The sequence below is a fragment of the Pseudonocardia charpentierae genome (assembly GCF_031845345.1).
In the GTDB taxonomy this organism is placed as follows: Bacteria; Actinomycetota; Actinomycetes; order Mycobacteriales; family Pseudonocardiaceae; genus Pseudonocardia; species Pseudonocardia charpentierae.
In genome coordinates this window covers 75,242-95,649 of the sequence record NZ_JAVREJ010000010.1, presented here as the reverse complement: position 1 = coordinate 95,649, position 20,408 = coordinate 75,242, and the positions used below count along the sequence as shown (strand labels likewise).

The window sequence follows — 20,408 nt, the reverse complement described above, 5'->3', positions numbered from 1 at the left end:
GCCGTCAGGAGCATCCAGCTGGTCGTCCCACCTGTGGATCAGCCCATGTCGGCCGGCAGCACACCGACGAGCGCCAGGGCGAGCACCACGCCCGGAAGCAGGTTGTTCACCTGGTGGGCGACGACGCTGGCAGCCAGCCGGCCGGTCTGCATCCGCGCGAACGCGATCGGCAGTGCGACCACGAAGAGCAGGGGCGTGCGCGTGAACTCGAAGTGGGCCAGCGCGAACAGCAGGGTCGTCACCACGAACGGCACCCAGCGCGGCACCGCGTAGCGCTCCACGGCCCCCCACAGCAGGCCCCGGTAGACGATCTCCTCGCACAGCGGTGCCAGGACAACCACGACGAGGGCGACACCGATCGCCGCGAGCGGCCCGGCACGCAGACCCTCGAACACGTCGCCCACCGCCGAGCTGGCCTGATCCGCGCCCACCAGCACCACGTAGAGCAGGGACGCCGGGATCGTGACCACGAGCCCGCCGACCCCGTAGAGGACGCCGACCCGCACGTCGTGCCACGACCAGACGAGGCCGAGGTCGGTCCGCGGACCGTTGCCCCGCAGCCGCGTGATCAGGACGGCGGTGCCGGCGGCGAGCACCGTCGGCACCGCGAGGGCGACGGTGAGCGCACCGACGGACACCGGCCTGCCGAGGAAGGCGAAGCCGATCAGCAGGGACACCCCGAGGAACACGGCCTCGACGACGACGTAGGCGCCGATCCCCCAGCGGTGCGTGCGCCGCAGGGGAACCGGGACTCCATCGGGCACCCGGAGGTCGGGAACCGTGGCGGCCTCGACGTCGACCAGGTCGGCTACAGGTGGCTGTGACGGTGCGGGGACCACGACACCCGGATCGGGCACGGTCCGCGGCAACGGAATGTCCTGACGCGACGGGCCGACCGGTTCGCAGGATGCGCTCCGCTCCCCTTCCGGTGCTCCCACGCTCTCGACGCTACAGCCCGCGTTCGACGGACCGCTTGCTGACGACCGGGCGATCCGCCTTCCGTGGAGGACTGGGTGAAAGAAAGATCGGAGACGAGCATCGGCGCTGTCGCGGGACCCTTCACCGTGAACCGATCGGGCCCGCCGGGACCCCTCGTTTGAGGGGTCGAGGCCCCCGCATCGTCGGCTTCCGCTGCGAACGGGCAGGACAGACGATTGTTCGACGGTTTCTGTCCACCCCACGCGGTGCCGACGAGTTCTGGGGGATCGCGATGGACGACGGCACGCGTTCCGTCAGGTTGTGGCACATCGTGCTGACCCTGCTTGCCGCGACGCTGACGGCGCTGGCCACGGCCCCGACCGCGGCCGCGAGCGCCCTTGCGGGACTCACGGCCGAGGCCGCGATCGGCATCGACGGCGTCGACGTCTTCGCCACGTCGACGAGCTCGGCACTGCAGGTCGACGGCCAGGACGGCAGGTTCCCGACCACGCCGATGCGACACGACGGCGACAGCACCCGCTTCTATGCCCGCGTACCGGTCAGTCCGGGCCAGTCGGTCACCTCGGTCACCGTCCGCGACACCCAGGCCGACCCGCCCACCACCGTCTCGGTCGACGTGCAGGCGATCTCGATCCTTCAGGCCACGTACGACGGGGCGACGCTGACGATCGCCGCGGTCACGGACGCGACGAAGTACCCGCTCACGGTCGACGCCGGCGGTGCCGTCGGCATCCTGTCCTCGTCGGCCCCGGTCACGTTTCCGCTCTCCGCACCGCCGCGGACGATCACGGTGTCGTCCGGCGCGCTGCGAGCCGTCGCACCGGTGACGATCACCGACGGCACGGCGTCCACCGACGGCACGGCGTCCACCGCCGTCACCGCAGCTGCGCCACCGACCGCGACCGTCGCTGCGGCCACGCTGTCCGCCCCGCGTGGGGTCGCCACCGCCATCGACGGCAGTGGGTCGACGAACGCCACCACCTTCAAGGCAGTGATCAAGAACGGCCCGCAGGGCGCGACCTTGGTCGACGACTCCACCAGCAGACCGTCGATCCTCCTGCCGACCTGGGCGGCACCCACCGACGTCCTGCCACGCGTCGCCGCGGCCCTCACGCCGACGGTGGTCACCTTCACCGCGACCAACGGCACGGCGTCGAGCACCGTGGACGTCACCGTGAATGCGGTCGGCGACACCGTGGCCGTCTCCACGGCCCGGTCGCGAGCTGGAGCGGAGTTGCAGGTCGCCGGCACATCGACGATCCCCGGCGTGGGCCCGACACTCGCACCCCCGACCCAGGTCGTGGTGTACGCCCGCCCGAACCTGGTCGACGACCCCACCGGCCTCGAGCAGGGCTGGGTCAAGGTCGGCTCGGCAGCGGTCGACGCCACGGGGGCGTTCTCGGTCCGCCAGCGACCGGCATCGAACGTCGCCTACGTCCAGTACCTGGTGCAGACCTCCCGCGGCACCCAGGTGGCGGGCGCGCTGAGCCGATAAGCCCAGCGCTCTACCGCGACGAGGGCCCGTCGCCTCCCGCGACGGGCCCTCTTCCTGTGACCCGTACAACAACGTCCCCTCGCATTGGGGGCCGGTGCTCCCCCCTAGCTCGGCTGTGGCAAATCGCAGGTAAAGCGAACGCTGAGGAGACCTCAAAGGACCGCTTCACAGGGGTGGGCGGCATTCGGGAGCACAGGAGCACCACATGAAGATCCCCAGTCGGACCGGGGTCACCGCTGGGGTGACCACTGGTTCGCCACCGGACGAGCGGTCGCGGGGGCGCCGCCGCCGGGCCGTCGTGGCCGGGCTCGTGGCCTCGGGCCTGGTCGGCACCTCGTTGATCATGCCCGGCATCGCGGCCGCCGCCGTGCCGGCTTTCCCGGACAATGTCGTGGTCTTTCCCGACCGCGACTTCGTCACCCTCGAGGGCTATCAGGACCACGTCGGCCAGACCGCGACCGTCGAGGTCTGGCGTGGCACCCAGATCGTCGGCTCGGCGCAGGGCGTGGTCGAGGCGGGCGATGTCGCCTTCGAGATCAATCACCCCGGTGGCGTCTGCTGGGGTGCCGGCACGAACCTCAAGGTCACGCCGGACATCAAGCCGGGCGACCGGGTGTCCATCCGGTTCGGCACTGCCGCGAACGCCGCTGCGGACGACTCCACCACGGTGGCCGACGCGTTCGTCAACGCGAAGTCCTCGCTCGACGAGGCCACGAGGACGCTCACCGTCACCGGCCACTTCAATCCGACGCTCGACCCCACCCGGGTCGAGCAGCGCATCGTCAACCCGGATCTCACGGGCACCGACGTCGCGCGTCGGGACGTCCGCGCGGTCCCGGGCGGGCTGGTTGCCGCCCCCAAGGGGGGCTACTCGTCCGACCTCGTGATCACGGGCGACACCTTCAAGGCCACCTACGTGTTCAACACCATCGAGACCGCACGGATCGCCGCCACCGGCGGTGGCGAGCGGTTCATGTCCTGGCAGGAAGAGGACGCAGAGGCGAACCGTCAGGGCCTGACCATCGCCGAGTACGGCGAACTCGGCGGTCCCGGAATGGGTGGTTGCCCCGCCGGCCCCACCGACGTCGCCGCCCCGGCCGGCACCGCCCAGGTGATCCGGTCCGGCGCCTCGGCCCAGGTCAGCTGGACGCCGCAGACCGCTGTGCCCGACGCATCGCCGGTGAGCGGCTACAGCGTCCTGGCCATCGACACGAGCGTGACACCGGCTGCGCAGGCCGGTGTGCGCACCGACGCCGCCGGCAAGCAGGCCACGATCAACGGCCTCGTCGAGGGCAAGAACTACACGTTCGAGGTCCGCTCACTCGCCGCGGACGGCAGCAGCAGCAAGCCGTTCACGATCGGCACGGCGGGCACCGGCGGTACGCAGACGCCCGGCGCGGAGGCCGGCATCACCCTCGCCCCCGGCGCGGGTGCCACCGATCTGACCGCGGTCGCGACCGGACTGGTGACTGCCACTCCCAACTCGACCGGCGGACAGATCTGGTACACCGACGGCCCGGTGGATGTCGTCACCGGCGACGCCCTCGCCGAGACCGCCAAGCTCTACACCGCCCCCGTTGCGGTGACGGCGCCCGTCCGCTTGTCGTTCGCCTACTTCAATCCGGACGGCAACGTTGCTCAGGCGTCGGGCTACTACAAGCCCGGTACATCACAGCCGGCTCCGGTCGCGCCGACCGGCCTGGCGTCGTCGGCGATCGGCTCCGACCGCGTCACCCTGACCTGGGCAGCCGTGACCGGTGCGACCGGATACCAGGTCGAAGCCACGCCGGCGCTGGCAGTCCCGATTGCGGCGACCACGGCGGCCACGCAGGTGGTCACGGGCTTGGCGCCGAACACCGCGTACACCTTCACGGTCAAGGCCAAGAACGCGGAGGGCACGCTCGGCCCGGCGTCCAACTCGGTGCCCGTCACCACGACGGCGACCACCGACCGGGTCACGATCGGTACGGCCCGCTGGAAGGCCGGTGACTTCCGGGTCAGCGGCACCGGCTCCGTCAACGGCAACACGGTGCAGATCTACCGCGCCAACCCCGACGGCACGATCGGCACGCAGACGATCGGGACCCCGACCACCATCACAGCGAACGCGTTCGACATCCGCCTCAGGAACGGCGCCGCCCCGGCGACCAACCCGGGCCGGATCTTCCTCAAATCGAGCGGCGGCGGGGTGACCGGACCCTTCACCGTGACCAACGGCTGACCTACCCGCACCACACCGAGGGCCCCGTCGCAGCCGGCGACGGGGCCCTCGGCCGTTTCGGCAAAGCAACGGCCAAGACATGGCCGAATGTGTGCTGTCCCTCAACGACGGGGTGCTAGTGTCCTGCGCCGTTGATTCGGCGTAGAAGTCGTCCGAGTCGTTCGAGGATGTCCTCGGCGGTCTTGGTCCAGATGAACGGTCTTGGGTTGTCGTTCCAGGCCTTTACCCAGGTTCGGATGTCGGCTTCGAGGGCGTGGACGCTGCGGTGGTCACCGCGTTGGAGCAGGTCTTCGGTGAGGTAGGCGAACCAGCGTTCGACTTGGTTGAGCCAGCTGGAGTAGGTCGGGGTGTGGTGCAGGGTGAAGCGGGGATGACGGGCCAGCCATGTCTTGATCGCCGGGGTCTTGTGGGTGCCGTAGTTGTCGGCGATCAGATGGACCTGCAGGTGCGCGGGGACCGTGGCGTCGATCTTGGTGAGGAACTTCTTGAACTCGACCGTGCGGTGCCGGCGGTGCAGCGAGGAGATCACGGTGCCGTCGGCGGTGTTGAACGCCGCGAACAGGCTGGTGGTGCCGTGACGGACGTAGTCGTGGGTGGCACGCTCGGGCATGCCGGGCATCATCGGGAACGCCGGCTGGGACCGCGCCAGGGCCTGGACCTGCGACTTCTCGTCCACCGACAGCACGACTGCACCCTCGGGCGGGTTGAGGTAGAGCCCGACGACGTCGAAGACTTTCTCCACGAACAACGGGTCGTTTGACAGCTTGAACGTCTCGGCGCGGTGCGGCTTGAGTTCGAAGGTCTTCCAGATCCGTCCGATGCTCGAGCGCGACAACCCGGTCCGTTCGGCCATCTTCGCCCGCGACCAGTGCGTGGCGTTCGCCGGCGTGGACTCCAGCGTTGCCACGACAACGTCCTCGACTTGCTCGGCGGTGATCGACGATGGGCGACCGGGCCGCGGATCATCGGCCAGCCCGTCGAGGCGGGCCTGCACGAACCGGGCCCGCCACTTACCGACCGTCTGGGGCGAGACCCCGAGTTCGTCGGCGACTGCGGTGTTGGACCGACCCGCCGCGGCGGCCAGCACGATCCTCGACCGCATCGCCAGCGCCTGCGCCGAGGTGGCCCGCCGCGCCCACCGCTGCAACTGCTCGCGCTCGTCATCGGTCAGTTCCAGCACGGCTTTGGGGCGTCCGGTCCGGGCCATACCTCCAGTCTACGACTTAACTTGCGAAATACTGGCGCAGGACACTAGCACCTCCTTCTCATGGCTGCTGATCAGCCGACTTCCGACGGATTCTGTGCGGCATCGACTGCGCCGGCTGCGGCTGCCGGGAGCACGTTCGACGCCCGGGGCGCCACCGCCCAGACCCGCCCGCGGTTCGAGTAATCGCTCGCAGTAGCGGCGGCGGTGAGAGCCCGGCCGTGGCGGTGCCGTAACCACCCGCACGACCGCACGACCTGAGGGCCCCGTCGCCTCCCGCGCGACGGGGCCCTCACCCCGTCCGGAGCACGCGGGGCGGAGGGAACGCGGCGTTGGGCAAGTCGTACTTATCCAACGCCGCGTTCGCTCACCTCAGGCCGGGCGCTCAGGACCAGACGTCAGGGGCGGTACGGTCGCCCGCGCAGCAGCACCAGTTCGGGATGACGCAGGGCTGCAGGGTCCGCCCGCGGGTCGTCGCGGTAGACGACCAGGTCCGCCTGCGCCCCGAGCTCCACCGCAGGCCGGCCCAGCCACGCCCGCGCCGCCCAGCTCGCCGCACCCAGCGCGTCCGGCACACCCGCGGCGTGCAGCGCCGCGACCTCGTCCGCGATCCGGCCGTGCCGGATGCCGCCGCCCGCATCCGTGCCTGCGTACACGGGCACTCCCGCTTCCGCCGCGCGTCGCACCACGTCGCGGGCCCCGGCGTGCAGCTCCCGCATGTGCGCGGCGTAGGTCGGGAAGCGGCGCGCGCTGTCCGCGATGCCGGGGAAGTTGTCGACGTTGATCAACGTCGGCACGAGCGCAGTTCCGCGGCGGGCCATCTCGGCGATCAGGTCGTCGGTCAGCCCGGTGCCGTGCTCGATGCAGTCGATCCCCGCGGAGATCAGCCCGGCCAGCGCGTCCGTCCCGAAGACGTGTGCGGTCGCCCGCGCGCCCTCCGCGTGCGCCGCGTCGATCGCCGCCACGAGCACGTCGTCCGGCCACACCGGGGCGAGGTCGCCGACCTCCCGGTCGATCCAGTCGCCGATCAGCTTGACCCAGCCGTCGCCGTCGCGGGCCTGCTGCCGGACCGCGTCCGGGAGCAGCGCCGGGTCGTCGAGCTCGACGGCCAGACCCGGGATGTAGCGCTTGGGCCGCCCGAGGTGCCGACCGGCGCGAATGATCTCCGGCAGGTCCGCGCGCCCCTGCAGCGGCCGGGTGTCGACCGGCGAGCCGCAGTCACGGATCAGCAGGGTGCCCGCGTCGCGATCGGTCTCCGCCTGGCCGACGGCCTCGTCGAGCGGCACCGCGCCGTCCGGTCCGAGCCCGACGTGACAGTGCGCGTCGACCAGTCCGGGCACGAGGAAGCCGCCGTCGACCAGGGTGTCCGCCCCGACTCCCGGGTCGACGAACACGCCGCCGTCGACGTGGAGCTCGACCTCGTCGGCTCCAGCAGGTCCGAGCAGGGTGCCCCGCAGCCGGTGCACGCTACTTCTTCGGGAACTTCAGCTTCGACGGGTCGAAGCCGGGGGGCAGCTGGTCCATCCCACCCAGACCCGGAGGAAGCTCGCGGAGGCTCGGCGGCAGCTGGGACAGGTCGGGCATCCCCGCAGGCAGCCTGGCCGGCCCTCCCTGGCGAGCGGCCGGGCGTCCCTTGGCGCTCTTCTTCCCCTTGCGGCTCTTGGCGAGGCGCTTGGTGGCGCTGCGGCTGCCGAACCCGAACTGGCCCGCCATCTGCTTCATCATCTTGCGGGCCTCGAAGAACCGGGTGACCAGGTCGTTCACGTCGCCGACGGCCACCCCGGACCCGTTGGCGATGCGCAGCCGACGGGAACCGTTGATGATCTTCGGGTCAGCCCGCTCCGCCGGCGTCATGCCGCGGATGATCGCCTGCAGCTTGTCGAGCTGCCGGTCGTCGACCTGCGAGAGCTGGTCCTTCATCTGGTTCGCACCGGGCAGCATCCCGAGGATGTTGCCGATCGGACCCATCTTGCGGATCGCCAGCATCTGCTCGAGGAAGTCCTCCAGCGTCAGCTCGCCCGTGCCGATCTTGGCGGCGGTCTTCGCCGTCTGCTCGGCGTCGAACGCCTGCTCGGCCTGCTCGATGAGGGTGAGCAGGTCGCCCATCCCGAGGATCCGGCTCGCCATCCGGTCCGGGTGGAAGACGTCGAAGTCGGCCAGCTGCTCGCCGTTGCTCGCGAACAGGATCGGCTCGCCGGTGACCTGCCGGACGGACAGCGCGGCACCACCGCGCGCGTCGCCGTCCAGCTTGGTCAGCACGACGCCGGTGAAGCCGACGCCGTCGCGGAACGCCTCGGCCGTGGCCACGGCGTCCTGGCCGATCATGGCGTCGACGACGAACAGGGTCTCGTCCGGCTGCACGGCGTCGCGGATGTCCGCGGCCTGCCGCATCAGCTCGGCGTCGACACCGAGGCGGCCCGCGGTGTCGACGACCACGATGTCGTAGTGCTTCTCGACGGCGTGCGCGACGCCGCGGCGGGCCACATCGACGGGATCACCGACGCCGTTGCCGGGTTCGGGAGCGAACGTGGGCACGCCCGCGCGCTGGCCGACGATCTCCAGCTGCGTCACGGCGTTCGGGCGCTGCAGGTCGCACGCCACCAGCAGAGGCGTGTGGCCCTGCCCCTTGAGCCAGCGCGCCAGCTTTCCGGCCAACGTCGTCTTGCCGGAGCCCTGGAGGCCGGCAAGCATGATCACCGTCGGCGGCTCCTTGGCGAACCTCAGCCTGCGGGTCTCCCCGCCGAGGATGCCGACGAGCTCCTCGTTGACGATCTTGACGACCTGCTGGGCGGGGTTGAGCGCACCCGAGACCTCGGCGCCCTTGGCCCGCTCCTTGATCCGGTTGATGAAGGCGCGCACCACCGGCAGGGCGACGTCCGCCTCCAGCAGCGCGATGCGGATCTCGCGCGCGGTGGCGTCGATGTCGGCGTCGGAGAGACGCCCCTTGCCGCGCAGGTCGCGCAGGGCCTCGCTGAGCCGGTCGGAGAGGGTGTCGAACACACCACGAGACTACTTGCAGGGGCTGGGGTCCAGCACCAGTCCCGCCCGGGCCGCGGAGCGGTCCGCGACGGTGACCGTCCGCCAGCCGATCGCGCGGCCCTCGCGAAGGGCGACGGTGGTGGCCGCGGCCCGGCGGACGTGCCCGGCGAACGAGGCCGACGGGATGAGCCGCCCGCGGTCGCGCTGGCCGCGGAGGGCCTCGGCGGGGTCGACGTGCAGCCACAGCAGGTGCGCGGTGCGGCCGGTCATCGCAGCGACCAGCGCGACGGCCGACCGCAGGACGGTCGAGGTCGCGGGCAGGTGCACGACGACGGTCGACGCGTCCGAGAACGCGGCACGGACGACGGCGGCGCGGTGCCGTAGGTGCACCAGCGCGCGGTAGCGGCGGTAGGGCAGGCGGGGGAACCGGCGGGCGAGCGCGACGCGGTGGTCGTCGGAGTCGAGGACGACGATCCCGGGGCGGCGACGCAGCCCGGCGAGCAGCGTGGACTTGCCGGCGCCGGGCATGCCGGCGACGAGCACGAGGGCCCGCCGGGACACGGCGAGGCGGATCGGGGCCGACCCGGCGTGACCGCGGCGGTGCGGCGCGCGGGCAGCGCGCGGCGCCGGGACGGCGGGCACGGGCAGCTCGAGGGTGGTCACGCCGGGTCAACGTCCGGTACGACCGGTTCGTTCCACGCCGACGGCCGGCCGGAGGGATTCGCACCGGCGATGCCGACGCCGGATCAGCGGGCCGCCGCGAGTACCGCCGTCTCCATCTCGCGGCGCCGCGCCGCCGTCGGCCCGCCCTCCAGCCGGCACCGGATGCCGAAGGAGTCGACCACCGACGAGCCCAGCGTCGCCACCCGGGCCCACTGGATCTGCGCGTTGCACGCCTCCAGCGCCGCCGCCACCCGGTGCAGCATCCCGATCCGGTCCGTAGCCCGCAGTTCCAGCACCACGCCACCGGTCGCCTCGTCGTCGAACCACAGCGCCCGCGGCGGGGTGGGCACCTCGCCCGGCGGGAGTACCGGGGCGTAGTCGCGCTCCTTGCGGGCCAGCGCCTCGCCGAGCACGAGCGAGCCGTCGAGCACCCGCCCCAGCTCGGCGCGGAGGAGGGCCGGATCAGGCAGACCGCCGAACCGCGGCGACACCGTGAGGCGCAGCACCGCGACCGGCGACGGCTCTGCGCCGTCCGGCGCGTCGCCGGGCCCGGTGGCGGTCTCCAGCTCGGCCGCGTGCACCTCCAGCGAGTGCAGCGCGAGCACCCCGGCCGCGGCCGAGAGCACTCCCGGGCCGTCGGCGACGACGATCAGCACCGTGGCCGGCTCCCGCTTGGTGAACCGCACCTGCGGGCGGCCGCCCGCAGCGACCGCCGCCACCAGATCCGGGGCCACGGGCTCGGACGGGACGCGACCGATCCGCTCGCCCGCCAGCGCGGACCGGCAGCGCCGCGCCAACTCGCCGAGCAGCGTCTGCTTCCACGGGCTCCACACACCGGGCCCGGTGGCCAGCGAGTCGGCCTCGGCGAGGCCTTCGAGCAGGTCGAGCAGGAGGCCCGTACCGCCGTCGACCTTGCGCGCCCCGTCGGTGGCCGCGAGGGTCTCGACGACGCGGGTGATGGTCGCGGGATCGTCCAGGTCGCGGCGGGTCGCGGTGTGCGGTAGCAGCAGGTGGTGGGCGACCATCGCTCCCAGCAGCGCGACGTCGGGCTCACCGAAGCCCAGCCGCCGGGCGATCTGCTGGGTGACCGACTCCCCCACCACGGAGTGGTCGCCACCGCGGCCCTTGCCGATGTCGTGCAGCAGGGCGCCGACCAGCAGCAGGTCCGGACGGGCGACCTGAGTGGTGAGCCGCGCGGCGAAGGCCGCGGCTTCGACGAGGTGCCGGTCGACCGTCCAGATGTGCGCGCGGTCGCGGGGCGGCAGGTCACGCACCGCGCCCCACTCCGGGAACAGCCGGCCCCACAGCCCGGTGCGGTCGAGCGACTCGACGACGTCCACGAGCGCCCGCCCCGCGCCCAGCAGCGACAACAGCTCGTCGCGCGCCGCCCGCGGCCAGGGCTCGCGCAGCTCCGGCGCCGTGTCGGCGAGGTGGTGCAACGTGCCGGCGGCGACCGGGAGCCCGGTCCGGGCGGCGGTTGCCGCCACGCGCAGGACCAGCGCGGGGTCGCGGGCCGCGGCGGCGTCGCGGGCCAGCGCCACCTCTCCGAGGTGTTCGACGACCCCGGCCGCCAGCGGGCGGCGCACCGGCGGGCGGCGCAGCGCGGCCAGCCCCCGGCGGGGCAGTGCGGACCGTGCCGAGCGCAGCCCCACCTCGGCGGCGAACGCGATCGCGCGGGCCGCGCCGGACAGGGCCCTTGCCAGGTCGAACCGGTCGCCGATCTCCAGCACGGCGGCCACCTCGTCGGCGTCCTGGGCGCGCAGGACGTCACGGGGGCGTCCGGCGAGGCGGTGCAGCTCGGTGCGCACGTCCAGCAGCAGGTCGCGCGCTTCCAGCACGTCGCGCCCGGGGCGGTCGAGGAGTTGCGCGACCGCGAGCGCGTCGATCAGGTGGACGTCGCGCAGTCCGCCGTGCCCGTTCTTCAGGTCGGGCTCCACACGGTGGGCGATCTCCCCCACCTTCGTCCAGCGGCCGCGGGCGGCGTCGGCGAGCTCGTCGAACCGGCCCCGGATCCCCGCCCGCCAGGCCTGCCGGACGGCACCGCGGACGGTGTCGGAAAGGGACTCGTCGCCCGCGATGTGGCGGGCCTCGAGCAGCCCCAGCGCGGCGCGCAGGTCCATCGCGGCGACCTGGACGGCCTGCCCGGGCGTCCGTACGGAGTGGTCCAGCCCGATCCCGGCGTCCCACAGCGGGTACCACATCTGCTCGGCGAGACGCTCGATGTCCTTGCGACCGTCGTGCAGCAGCACGAGGTCGAGGTCGGAGTACGGCGCGAGCTCGCGGCGGCCCAGCGCGCCGACCGCGACGAGTGACGCGCGTTCCGTGAGGCCGATCGCCTGGGCGTGCGACGACAGCCAGAAGTCGTGGAGGTCGACCAGCGCCGCGCGCAGCGCCACGGGGCCGAGCCGGCGGCGGCCGCCCGCCTGGGCCAGCAGCACCGCCTTGGCCCGCACGAGGTCCTGCGCCGACGTGGGTGCCGTCGGCACCGGGCCGGTGGCTCCGGGGTTCGTCGAACTCACAGCGCGTCGGCACCCCGCTCCCCGGTCCGGACGCGGACCACCGTCTCGACGGGCGTCACCCACACCTTGCCGTCGCCGATCTTGCCGGTACGCGCCGCCTTGACGACGGAGTCGACGACCCGATCCACCGCGGCGTCGTCGACGACCACTTCGACGCGCACCTTGGGCACGAAGTCGACGTGGTAATCCGCGCCCCGGTAGAACTCGGTGTGTCCGCGTTGCCGACCGTAGCCCGACACCTCACCGACCGTCATCCCGGACACGTCGACGCGTTCGAGCTCGGAGCGCACGTCGTCCAGGGCGAAGGGTTTGAGGATCGCGGTCACGAGCATCATCAGGGAGGCTCCTTCGCCGGGTCGGGGAACGGGTCGGGCGGAAACGGCGGGGCCCGCCGCACCGGGATGGGTGCGGCGGGCCCGGGCCGTGCCGGCGGCGTCTGTGGGCGCCGCCGTTGTCGAACGACGTCAGACGGCGTCGCCGCCGCGCTCTCCCGTGCGGACACGGACGACGCTGTCGACCGGGATCACCCAGACCTTGCCGTCGCCGATCTTGCCCGTGCGGGCGGATTCAACGATGGCGTCGACGACCTTGTCCGCGAGGGTGTCGTCGGCGACGACCTCCACCCGGACCTTCGGCACGAAGTCGACGGAGTACTCCGCACCCCGGTAGACCTCGGTGTGGCCCTTCTGGCGGCCGTAGCCCTGCACTTCGCTGACCGTCATGCCCAGCACCCCGATCTGCTCGAGGGCACCCTTGACGTCCTCCAGGACGAACGGCTTGACGATCGCCGTGACCAGCTTCATCGGGGCTCAGCCTTCCTTGCTGGCGTGGGCGGGGACGTGGGCGGCGGCCTTCGCGGTCGCGGCGTCCGGGCGAGGCGTGCCCCCACCGCTGATGCTGCGGAGGGTGGAGAAGTCGTAGGCCGTCTCGGCGTGCTCGGCCTCGTCGACGCCGTTCGACTCCTGCTCGTCGTCCACCCGCAGACCCATGATCGCCTTGACGACCAGGGCGATGATGTAGCTCAGGACGAACGAGTAGATCAGCACCGCGGCCGCACCGACGATCTGGCGCCACAGCTGGTCGACACCGCCGCCGTAGAACAGGCCGGCGACGCCCGCCGGGCTACCCGGGTCGGCGAGGAAGCCGACCAGGATCGTGCCGGTCAGACCACCGACGAGGTGCACGCCGACCACGTCGAGCGAGTCGTCGTAGCCGAAGCGGAACTTCAGGCCGACGGCCAGCGCACAGAGCACGCCGGTGATCACGCCGAGCAGGATCGCGCCCATCGGGGAGATCGACGAGCAGGACGGGGTGATGCCCACCAGGCCCGCGACGATGCCGGAGGCGGCGCCGAGACTGGTCGGGTGGCCGTCGCGGATCTTCTCGGTGACGAGCCAGCCGAGCATGGCGGCGCAGGTCGCGACGATCGTGTTGATCATGGCGAAGCCGGCGATGCCGTTGGCGCCCAGCGCCGAGCCGGCGTTGAACCCGAACCAGCCGAACCACAGCAGGCCGGAGCCGAGCATCACGAACGGCAGGTTGTGCGGGCGCATGGCCTCACGCGGCCACCCGCGGCGCTTGCCGATGACGAGACAGAGAGCCAGCGCCGCCGCACCGGAGTTGATGTGCACCGCGGTGCCACCGGCGAAGTCGATCGCGGCGAGGTCGTTGGCGATCCAGCCGCCGACGACGCCGGTCGCGTCGCTCGAGAAGGCGAAGACCCAGTGCGCCACCGGGAAGTACACGACCGTGGCCCAGATCCCGGCGAACACCAGCCAGGCGCTGAACTTCATGCGGTCGGCCACCGCGCCCGAGATCAGGGCGACGGTGATGATGGCGAACGTTGCCTGGAAGCCCACGAACACCAGGGCCGGGATCGTGCCCGAGAGCGGGTACGAGATGGCGTCGCCGGTGTAGCTGCCGACGAACAGGCCCTTGAGGCCCCAGGCCTCGAACGGGTTGCCCAGCAGACCCCCGCCCACGTCGTTGCCGAAGGCCATCGAGTAGCCGTAGAGCGCCCACAGGATGCCGACGAGTCCCATCGCGCTCAGGGACATCATCATCATGTTCAGCACGCTCTTGCTACGGACCATGCCGCCGTAGAAGAACGCCAGCCCCGGCGTCATCAGCAGCACCAGCGCGGTGCTGGCGAGCATCCACGCGGTGTCGCCGGTATCCAATCCGTCCACGGAACTCCTCCCGTCCAGGCCGCCATCGGGGTGCGGCATATGGAGGAAATCGTCGGAGCGCCGTGTTTCCGTCGTCCTCCGCTCGCGTTTCCTGGAGGTGAACGAGGCAGCCGGAGAGGTTACAAGCGCATTACCGGGCCCGTTTCCGTGGGCCCGGTCACGCGTACGTCCCGGTTGTGCAACGAACCGTACCAACAACACGGTGCGCGAGCATGACGGCCGTCACGTCGCCCACGGGCACCTCTCGGCGACCGTGAACGACTGCGCCGTCACGGCGTCACGTCAGCAGGGCGTCCACGAAGGCGGCGGGTTCGAAGGGCGCGAGGTCGTCCGGACCCTCTCCGAGCCCGACGAGCTTCACCGGCACGCCGAGCTCGCGCTGCACGCGGAAGACGATGCCGCCCTTCGCGGTGCCGTCGAGCTTGGTCAAGACGATGCCGCTCACGTCGACGACATCGCCGAAGACCCGGGCCTGGATGAGACCGTTCTGGCCGGTCGTGGCGTCGAGGACCAGCAGTACCTCGTCGACCTCGGCCTGGCGGGAGACCACCCGCTTGACCTTGCCCAGCTCGTCCATCAGGCCGGTCTTGGTGTGTAGGCGGCCTGCGGTGTCGAGCAGCACGGCGTCGGCGCCCTCCTCCGTGCCCCGCTTCACCGCGTCGAACGCGACGCTCGCCGGGTCTGCGCCCTCGGGGCCGCGCACCACCGTGGCACCCGCCCGCTCGCCCCAGGTGCCGAGCTGCTCGGCGGCCGCGGCACGGAACGTGTCGGCGGCACCGAGCACGACGTGCCGGCCGTTCGCGACGAGCACCCGGGCGAGTTTCCCCGTGGTGGTGGTCTTGCCCGTGCCGTTGACGCCGACGATCAGCAGCACCGCGGGCCGTCCGTCGTGCGGGAGGGCGGCGACCGAGCGGTTCAGCTCCGGGCGCAGTGCGTCGGTGAGGACGTCGCGCAGGAGCTGGCGCGCCTGTGCGGGGGTGCGGACGGCACGCCGGGCGAGCTCGACCCGCAACGTCTCGACCAGCTCCGCGGTCATCTCCGGCCCGAGGTCGGCCTGCAGCAGCGTCGCCTCGACGTCTTCCCACGACTCCTCGTCGAGCTCACCCGCGCCGAGCAGGCCGAGCAGGCCCTGCCCGAACCCGGACCGGGAGCGCGCGAGCCGCCCCCGCAGCCGGTCCAGCCGGCCCTCCGCAGGATCGATGGCCTCGCTCGGGGCGGCCGGTGCGGTGGGCGCCGGTGCGGTGGATGCCGGAGCGGGTGCAGGTGCCGGAGCCACGGGCGGCGCGGCCGGTGCCGTCGTGGGAGGTGCGGGGGGCGCCGTCGTGGGAGGCGCGGCGATCGGCGGCACCAGGGTGGGGGCCGAGCCGTTGGCCGAGCGCGGCTCGTCCGGGGCCGGCGCTGTCGGTGGGTACGGGGTGGTCGGCAGCGTGGGGGCCGACCGTTCGGGCGCCGGCGGAGCGACGGTCTCCGCGGCCGGCGTCGGGACGTCACGTTCCGGCGCAGTGGTCTCCGGCGCGGTGGTCTCCGGCGCGGTGGTCTCCGGCGCGGTGGTCTCCGGCGCGGTGGTCTCCGGCGCAGCGGTCTCCGGCGCAGCGGTCTCCGGTACCGCGATCTCCGGCGGGGCCGGCGGGGCCTGGGGTACCGCGGACTCCGCCGTGGGCACGGCACGTTCGGGAGCGACGGTGGCGGCCGGGCCTGCCGGTGCTGCCTCCTGTGGGGCCTGCGCCGGACGGAGCTCCGGGGCGTCCGGTGGCGGGGCCTGCGGGGCCGCCTCCGGAGCGATCCCGGGCACGCCCGGCTGCGGAGCCGAGGTCGGGGCGGCTTCCGGCGGGACGGCGGACGCGCCCGGTGGCGGGGCCACCGGGGCCGCCTCCCCCAGCGTGGGTGTGGCGGTGGGGCCTGCCGAGAAGGAGAACCCGCTCTCCGCCTTGTACGAGCCGCCCTTGCGCGGCGGAGTGGGACCGGACTCCCGCTCGAGCCGCTCGGACTCGCGCAGGCTGATCCGACGCTGCCTGCGCAGCACCAGGCCGAGCACGGCGGCGATCAGGAATACCGCCACGACGACCGCGACGACGATCCACAAGGTCTGCGTGGTCACCGCTCCACCCTGTCACGCGCGCGCGGCGGAAGCTGCCCCGAGGGGGCCGCGACGTCACGACGCGGCGGGCTCCGCGGCGCGGAGACGCTGCGAGATCACGGTGGTGATGCCGTCGCCGCGCATGGACACGCCGTAGAGCGCGTCGGCGACCTCCATCGTCGCCTTCTGGTGGGTGATGACGACGAGCTGTGACGTGGTGCGCAGCTCCTCCATCAACAGGATCAGGCGCCGGAGGTTGACGTCGTCCAGCGCGGCCTCGATCTCGTCGAGCACGTAGAACGGCGAGGGGCGCGCCCGGAAGATCGCCACCAGCAGCGCCATCGCCGTCAGCGAACGCTCGCCGCCCGACAGCAGCGAGAGGCGCTTGACCTTCTTCCCCGGCGGCCGGGCCTCCACCTCGATGCCGGTGGTGAGCATGTCCGACGGGTCGGTGAGGACGAGGCGGCCGTCGCCGCCCGGGAACAGCGTGGCGAACACGATCTCGAACTCGCGTGCGACGTCCGTGTAGGCCTCGGTGAACACCGCGAGGATCTTGTCGTCGACCTCGCGGACCACCGTGAGCAGATCCCGGCGCGTGTTCTTGAGGTCTTCGAGCTGCGTGGACAGGAACCGGTAGCGCTCCTCCAGCGCGGCGAACTCCTCCAACGCCAGCGGGTTCACCCGGCCCAGCAGCCCGAGGTCCTTCTCGGCACGCGCGGCACGGCGCTGCTGGGTGGCGCGGTCGTAGGGCATCGGCGGGGGCGCCACCACGTCGTCGCCCCGCTCGCGGGCCGCCTCGTACTCGGCCATCTCCGCCGCGGACGCCGGAACGGGCACGTGCGGCCCGTACTCGTCGGCCAGGTCGTCCGCCGCCAGTCCGTGGTCGTCGAGCACCTTGGAGGTGAGCGCTTCCAGCCGGGCCCGCGACTGGGCGCGGAGCACCTCGTCGCGGTGCACGGCGTCGACGAGCTTCTCCAGGAGGGAGGTGAGCCGGGTCGTCACCGTGCGCACCTCGACCAGCGCACGCTCCCGCTCGGCGCGTGCGGCCGCAGCGGCGTCGCGCTCGACGGCGGCCGTGGCGAGCGACTCGGCGATCGCGGAGCAGGCCGTCTCTCCGGCGGAGACGACGACCGCGGCGATCCTGGCTCCGCGTTCGCGGGCCGCCCGCGCGGCGACGGCCCGGGCCCTGGCCTGGCGCTCCGACGACGCCTGGCGGCGCAGCGAGTCGGCCCGGCCGGCGATCGCCCGGGCGCGCTCCTCGGCGGTGCGCAGCGCCAGCCGGGCGTCGACCTCGGTGGCGCGGGCACGGGTCAGCGCATCGGCAGCAGCATCGCGGATCCCGGTGTCGGGCTCGTCGTCGACCGGTTCGTCTTCGGCGACCGCGAGCTGGCGCTCTGCCGCCTCCAGCGCCAGCAGCGCGTCGGACCGCTTCGCCTCGACCGCGTCGCGCCGTACCCGCAGCCGCTCGGCCTCGGCACCGGCCGACCGCACGGCCTGCTCCAGCCGGCCCAGCTGGGCCGCGGCGGCGCTCGCCCGGCGCTCGGCGGCCGTGCGGGCCTCCCGGGCAGCAGTCAGGTCGGCCAGCCGCGCCGCTTCCTCGGCCCGCGCGCCCTCCACCGCCGGTCGCACCCGGGCCAACTCGTCTTCCACGGCGTCGCGGGCGGCCACGGCCTCGTCGACCGCCGCCTGCACGTCCAGCGCGCTCGCCCCGCCACCCGAGCCGCCCGACGCCCGCTCCGGGGCGAGCAGGTCGCCGTCCGTCGTCACGGCGGTCAGCCCGGCGGCCACGACTGCGTGTGCCGAGTCGAGATCGTCCACCACCACGACCCCGGACAGAACCCGGCCGACCGACGCGGCCAGCGCGGCGGGCGCGTGGACGAAATCGGCCGCCCACCGCCCCACCGGCGGCGGGCCTTCGGCCGATGCGCCCACACGCACCCCCGGCCCGTGTCCGCCGTCGACACCCGCGTCCACCCGCCCCACGAGCAGCGACGCCCGTCCCGCATCCGCCACACGCAGGTGGCGCAGGACGCCGACCGCGGCCTCCGCCGACTCGACCGCCACGGCGTCGGCCAGCTCCCCGAGTGCGGCCGCGACGGCGGTGCGGGCCTCGGCGTCGACCGAGACCAACCCGGACAGCGCCCCCACGACGCCGTCCGGGCCGGTGTCGCCCAGCAGCGCGCTCGAGCCGTCGCGCCGGGCCAGGCCGACCGACAGCGCATCCACCCGCGCGCGCCAGTGCGCCCGCTGCTGCTCGGCGGCCCGCTCGGCCGCGACCAGCTCCCGCACCCGCGTGCGCGCGGCCTCGTGAGCCTGGCCCGCCTCCGCCACCCGATCCCCGAGGCCGTCGTCGGCCTCGGCGTCCACTCCGGTCGCGTCGCGGGCGGTCTCGAGCTCCTCCTGCGCCGTCCGGGTGCGCATGTCCGCCTCGCCCAGCGCCTCGGACAGCCGCTCGATCTCCTCGGCGTTCGCCGAGACACCGCTGCGCAGGGCCTCCGCCCGGCCGGCCAGCGTCGCGAGCCCGGCCCGGCGGTCGGCCAGCGCCCGGACGGCGGCGACGTGGGCGCGTTCCGCAGCGGCGAGCGTCGCCTCGTGCTCGGTGCGCTCCTCCAGCACCTCGGCGAGCTGCTGCCGGGCGTCGACGACGGCCTCGGCCAGCTCCGCCTCCTGCTCGGCGACGATCTCGGCCTCGGCATCCAGCTCGTCCGGGTCGCGCCCCGGGGTGCGCGTGTCGCCGACGTCGGCGAGGTGCCGCGCGCGCTCCTGCGCGAGGCCGACGGTGCCGCGCAGGCGTTCGGCCAGCGTCGAGAGCCGGTACCAGGTGTCCTGCGCGGCGGCGAGCCGCGGCGCGTCCTGGGTCAGGGCGTCTTCCAGCCGCTGTTGCTCGGCGCGGGCCACGGCGAGCTGCTCCTCGACCTCCAGCCGGCGGGCCCGCGCGGCCGACTCGTCGGCCTCCTCCCGGGCCAGCTCGCCGCGCAGCGTGACGAGGTCGTCGGCGGCCAGCCGAAGACGCGCGTCGCGCAGCTCCGACTGCACCGCCTGCGCGCGCCGGGCGATCTCCGCCTGCCGCCCGAGCGGCTTGAGCTGGCGGCGCAGCTCGGTCGTGAGGTCCGTCAGGCGGGTGAGGTTGGCCTGCATCGAGTCGAGCTTCCGCAGCGCCTTCTCCTTGCGCTTGCGGTGCTTGAGGACGCCCGCGGCCTCCTCGATGTAGGCACGGCGGTCCTCGGGGCGGGACTGCAGCACGGAGTCGAGCTGCCCCTGCCCGACCACGACGTGCAGCTCGCGGCCGATCCCCGAGTCGCTGAGCAGCTCCTGGATGTCGAGCAGGCGGCACGCCGTGCCGTTGATCTCGTACTCACCGGCGCCATCGCGGAACATGCGGCGGGTGATCGAGACCTCGGAGTAGTCGATCGGCAGCGCGCCGTCGGAGTTGTCGATCGTCAGCGTGACCTCGGCCCGGCCCAGCGGCGCCCGGCCCGAGGTGCCGGCGAAGATCACGTCTTCCATCTTCCCGCCGCGCAGCGCCTTGGCGCCCTGCTCGCCGAGCACCCAGCTGATGGCGTCGACGACATTGCTCTTGCCCGAGCCGTTCGGGCCCACGACACAGGTGATCCCGGGCTCCAGGCGCAGCGTGGTGGCCGAGGCGAAGGACTTGAAGCCCTTCAGCGTCAGGCTCTTCAGATGCACGCGCACTCCCCCGACCGGCCGACCACTCGTGTTCCGTGGCTGGGCGCAGGCTATCGAGCCGCCCCGACAGTTCCGGGAGCTCCCGGGGACGCTCAGCCCTCGACGAAGCCCCGAAGATCACCGCGAGCGCTGGTCCACTGCTCCACGACCTGCCGCACGGCCCCTGGGGCGTGCCCACCGCGCAGGGCCTCGAGCAGGGCCTCGCAGGCTGCACGGTCACCCTCGGCCACCACGGCCACCCGCCCGTCGGTCAGGTTGCGTGCGGAGCCCACCAGCCCGAGCTCCAGCGCCCTCGACCGCGTCCACCAGCGGAAGCCCACGCCCTGCACGAAGCCCTCCACCCAGGCGGTGAGGCGGACGACGTCGCCGGTGCCGGCGCTCCCCGAGTCGGTGCTCACAATCGCGCGACCGTATCCGACGGGCGCGGGGACGGAT

14 protein-coding genes are annotated in these 20,408 nt (G+C 73.1%); 2 read left to right on the top strand and 12 right to left on the bottom strand.

The features are described 5' to 3' along the window. Window positions 1–38: 38 nt before the first annotated feature. On the bottom strand, window positions 39–869 hold the full coding sequence (locus tag RM445_RS15590; RefSeq protein WP_311557022.1) for a CPBP family intramembrane glutamic endopeptidase: 831 nt from the start codon (window positions 867–869) through the stop codon (window positions 39–41). Between the two features lie 341 nt (window positions 870–1,210). Between RM445_RS15590 and RM445_RS15585 the strand changes: the two genes are divergently transcribed. Both RM445_RS15585 and RM445_RS15580 read left to right on the top strand, forming a co-directional pair. After that, complete coding sequence (locus RM445_RS15585) at window positions 1,211–2,434, top strand: hypothetical protein (protein WP_311557021.1); 1,224 nt, start codon at window positions 1,211–1,213, stop codon at window positions 2,432–2,434. Between the two features lie 205 nt (window positions 2,435–2,639). Next, a complete protein-coding gene (locus tag RM445_RS15580) occupies window positions 2,640–4,655 on the top strand; it encodes a fibronectin type III domain-containing protein (protein ID WP_311557019.1) in 2,016 nt (671 codons plus the stop codon). Window positions 4,656–4,770: 115 nt separating this feature from the next. On the opposite strand, the gene RM445_RS15575 is transcribed toward RM445_RS15580, so the two are convergent. The 11 genes from RM445_RS15575 to RM445_RS15525 form a co-directional block, all read right to left on the bottom strand. Further along, window positions 4,771–5,862 (bottom strand): IS630 family transposase, encoded by a 1,092-nt coding sequence (locus RM445_RS15575; RefSeq protein ID WP_311557017.1) that lies wholly within the window; start codon window positions 5,860–5,862, stop codon window positions 4,771–4,773. A 395-nt stretch (window positions 5,863–6,257) separates the two neighbouring features. After that, window positions 6,258–7,325, bottom strand: coding sequence for an amidohydrolase family protein (locus RM445_RS15570; RefSeq protein ID WP_311557016.1), 1,068 nt, complete (start codon window positions 7,323–7,325; stop codon window positions 6,258–6,260). A 1-nt stretch (window position 7,326) separates the two neighbouring features. Then, window positions 7,327–8,859 (bottom strand): signal recognition particle protein, encoded by a 1,533-nt coding sequence (gene ffh / locus RM445_RS15565; protein WP_311557014.1) that lies wholly within the window; start codon window positions 8,857–8,859, stop codon window positions 7,327–7,329. A 9-nt stretch (window positions 8,860–8,868) separates the two neighbouring features. Continuing rightward, window positions 8,869–9,501: an AAA family ATPase gene (locus tag RM445_RS15560; RefSeq protein ID WP_311557012.1), complete on the bottom strand. Its 633-nt coding sequence runs from the start codon at window positions 9,499–9,501 to the stop codon at window positions 8,869–8,871. 83 nt (window positions 9,502–9,584) lie between these two features. After that, window positions 9,585–12,020: a [protein-PII] uridylyltransferase gene (locus RM445_RS15555; RefSeq protein WP_311557010.1), complete on the bottom strand. Its 2,436-nt coding sequence runs from the start codon at window positions 12,018–12,020 to the stop codon at window positions 9,585–9,587. Further along, on the bottom strand, window positions 12,017–12,355 hold the full coding sequence (locus RM445_RS15550) for a P-II family nitrogen regulator (protein WP_311557008.1): 339 nt from the start codon (window positions 12,353–12,355) through the stop codon (window positions 12,017–12,019). Before RM445_RS15550 ends, RM445_RS15555 begins: the two co-directional genes overlap by 4 nt. Before the next feature lie 129 nt (window positions 12,356–12,484). Further along, a complete protein-coding gene (locus RM445_RS15545) occupies window positions 12,485–12,823 on the bottom strand; it encodes a P-II family nitrogen regulator (protein WP_311557006.1) in 339 nt (112 codons plus the stop codon). A 6-nt stretch (window positions 12,824–12,829) separates the two neighbouring features. Next, window positions 12,830–14,200 (bottom strand): ammonium transporter, encoded by a 1,371-nt coding sequence (locus RM445_RS15540; protein ID WP_311557201.1) that lies wholly within the window; start codon window positions 14,198–14,200, stop codon window positions 12,830–12,832. A 286-nt stretch (window positions 14,201–14,486) separates the two neighbouring features. After that, window positions 14,487–16,307, bottom strand: coding sequence for a signal recognition particle-docking protein FtsY (gene ftsY / locus RM445_RS15535; protein ID WP_311557004.1), 1,821 nt, complete (start codon window positions 16,305–16,307; stop codon window positions 14,487–14,489). A gap of 54 nt (window positions 16,308–16,361) precedes the next feature. Further along, window positions 16,362–19,973: a chromosome segregation protein SMC gene (gene smc / locus RM445_RS15530; RefSeq protein WP_311557003.1), complete on the bottom strand. Its 3,612-nt coding sequence runs from the start codon at window positions 19,971–19,973 to the stop codon at window positions 16,362–16,364. A 92-nt stretch (window positions 19,974–20,065) separates the two neighbouring features. Further along, on the bottom strand, window positions 20,066–20,374 hold the full coding sequence (locus RM445_RS15525; protein ID WP_397469326.1) for an acylphosphatase: 309 nt from the start codon (window positions 20,372–20,374) through the stop codon (window positions 20,066–20,068). Between the last annotated feature and the right edge of the window lie 34 nt (window positions 20,375–20,408).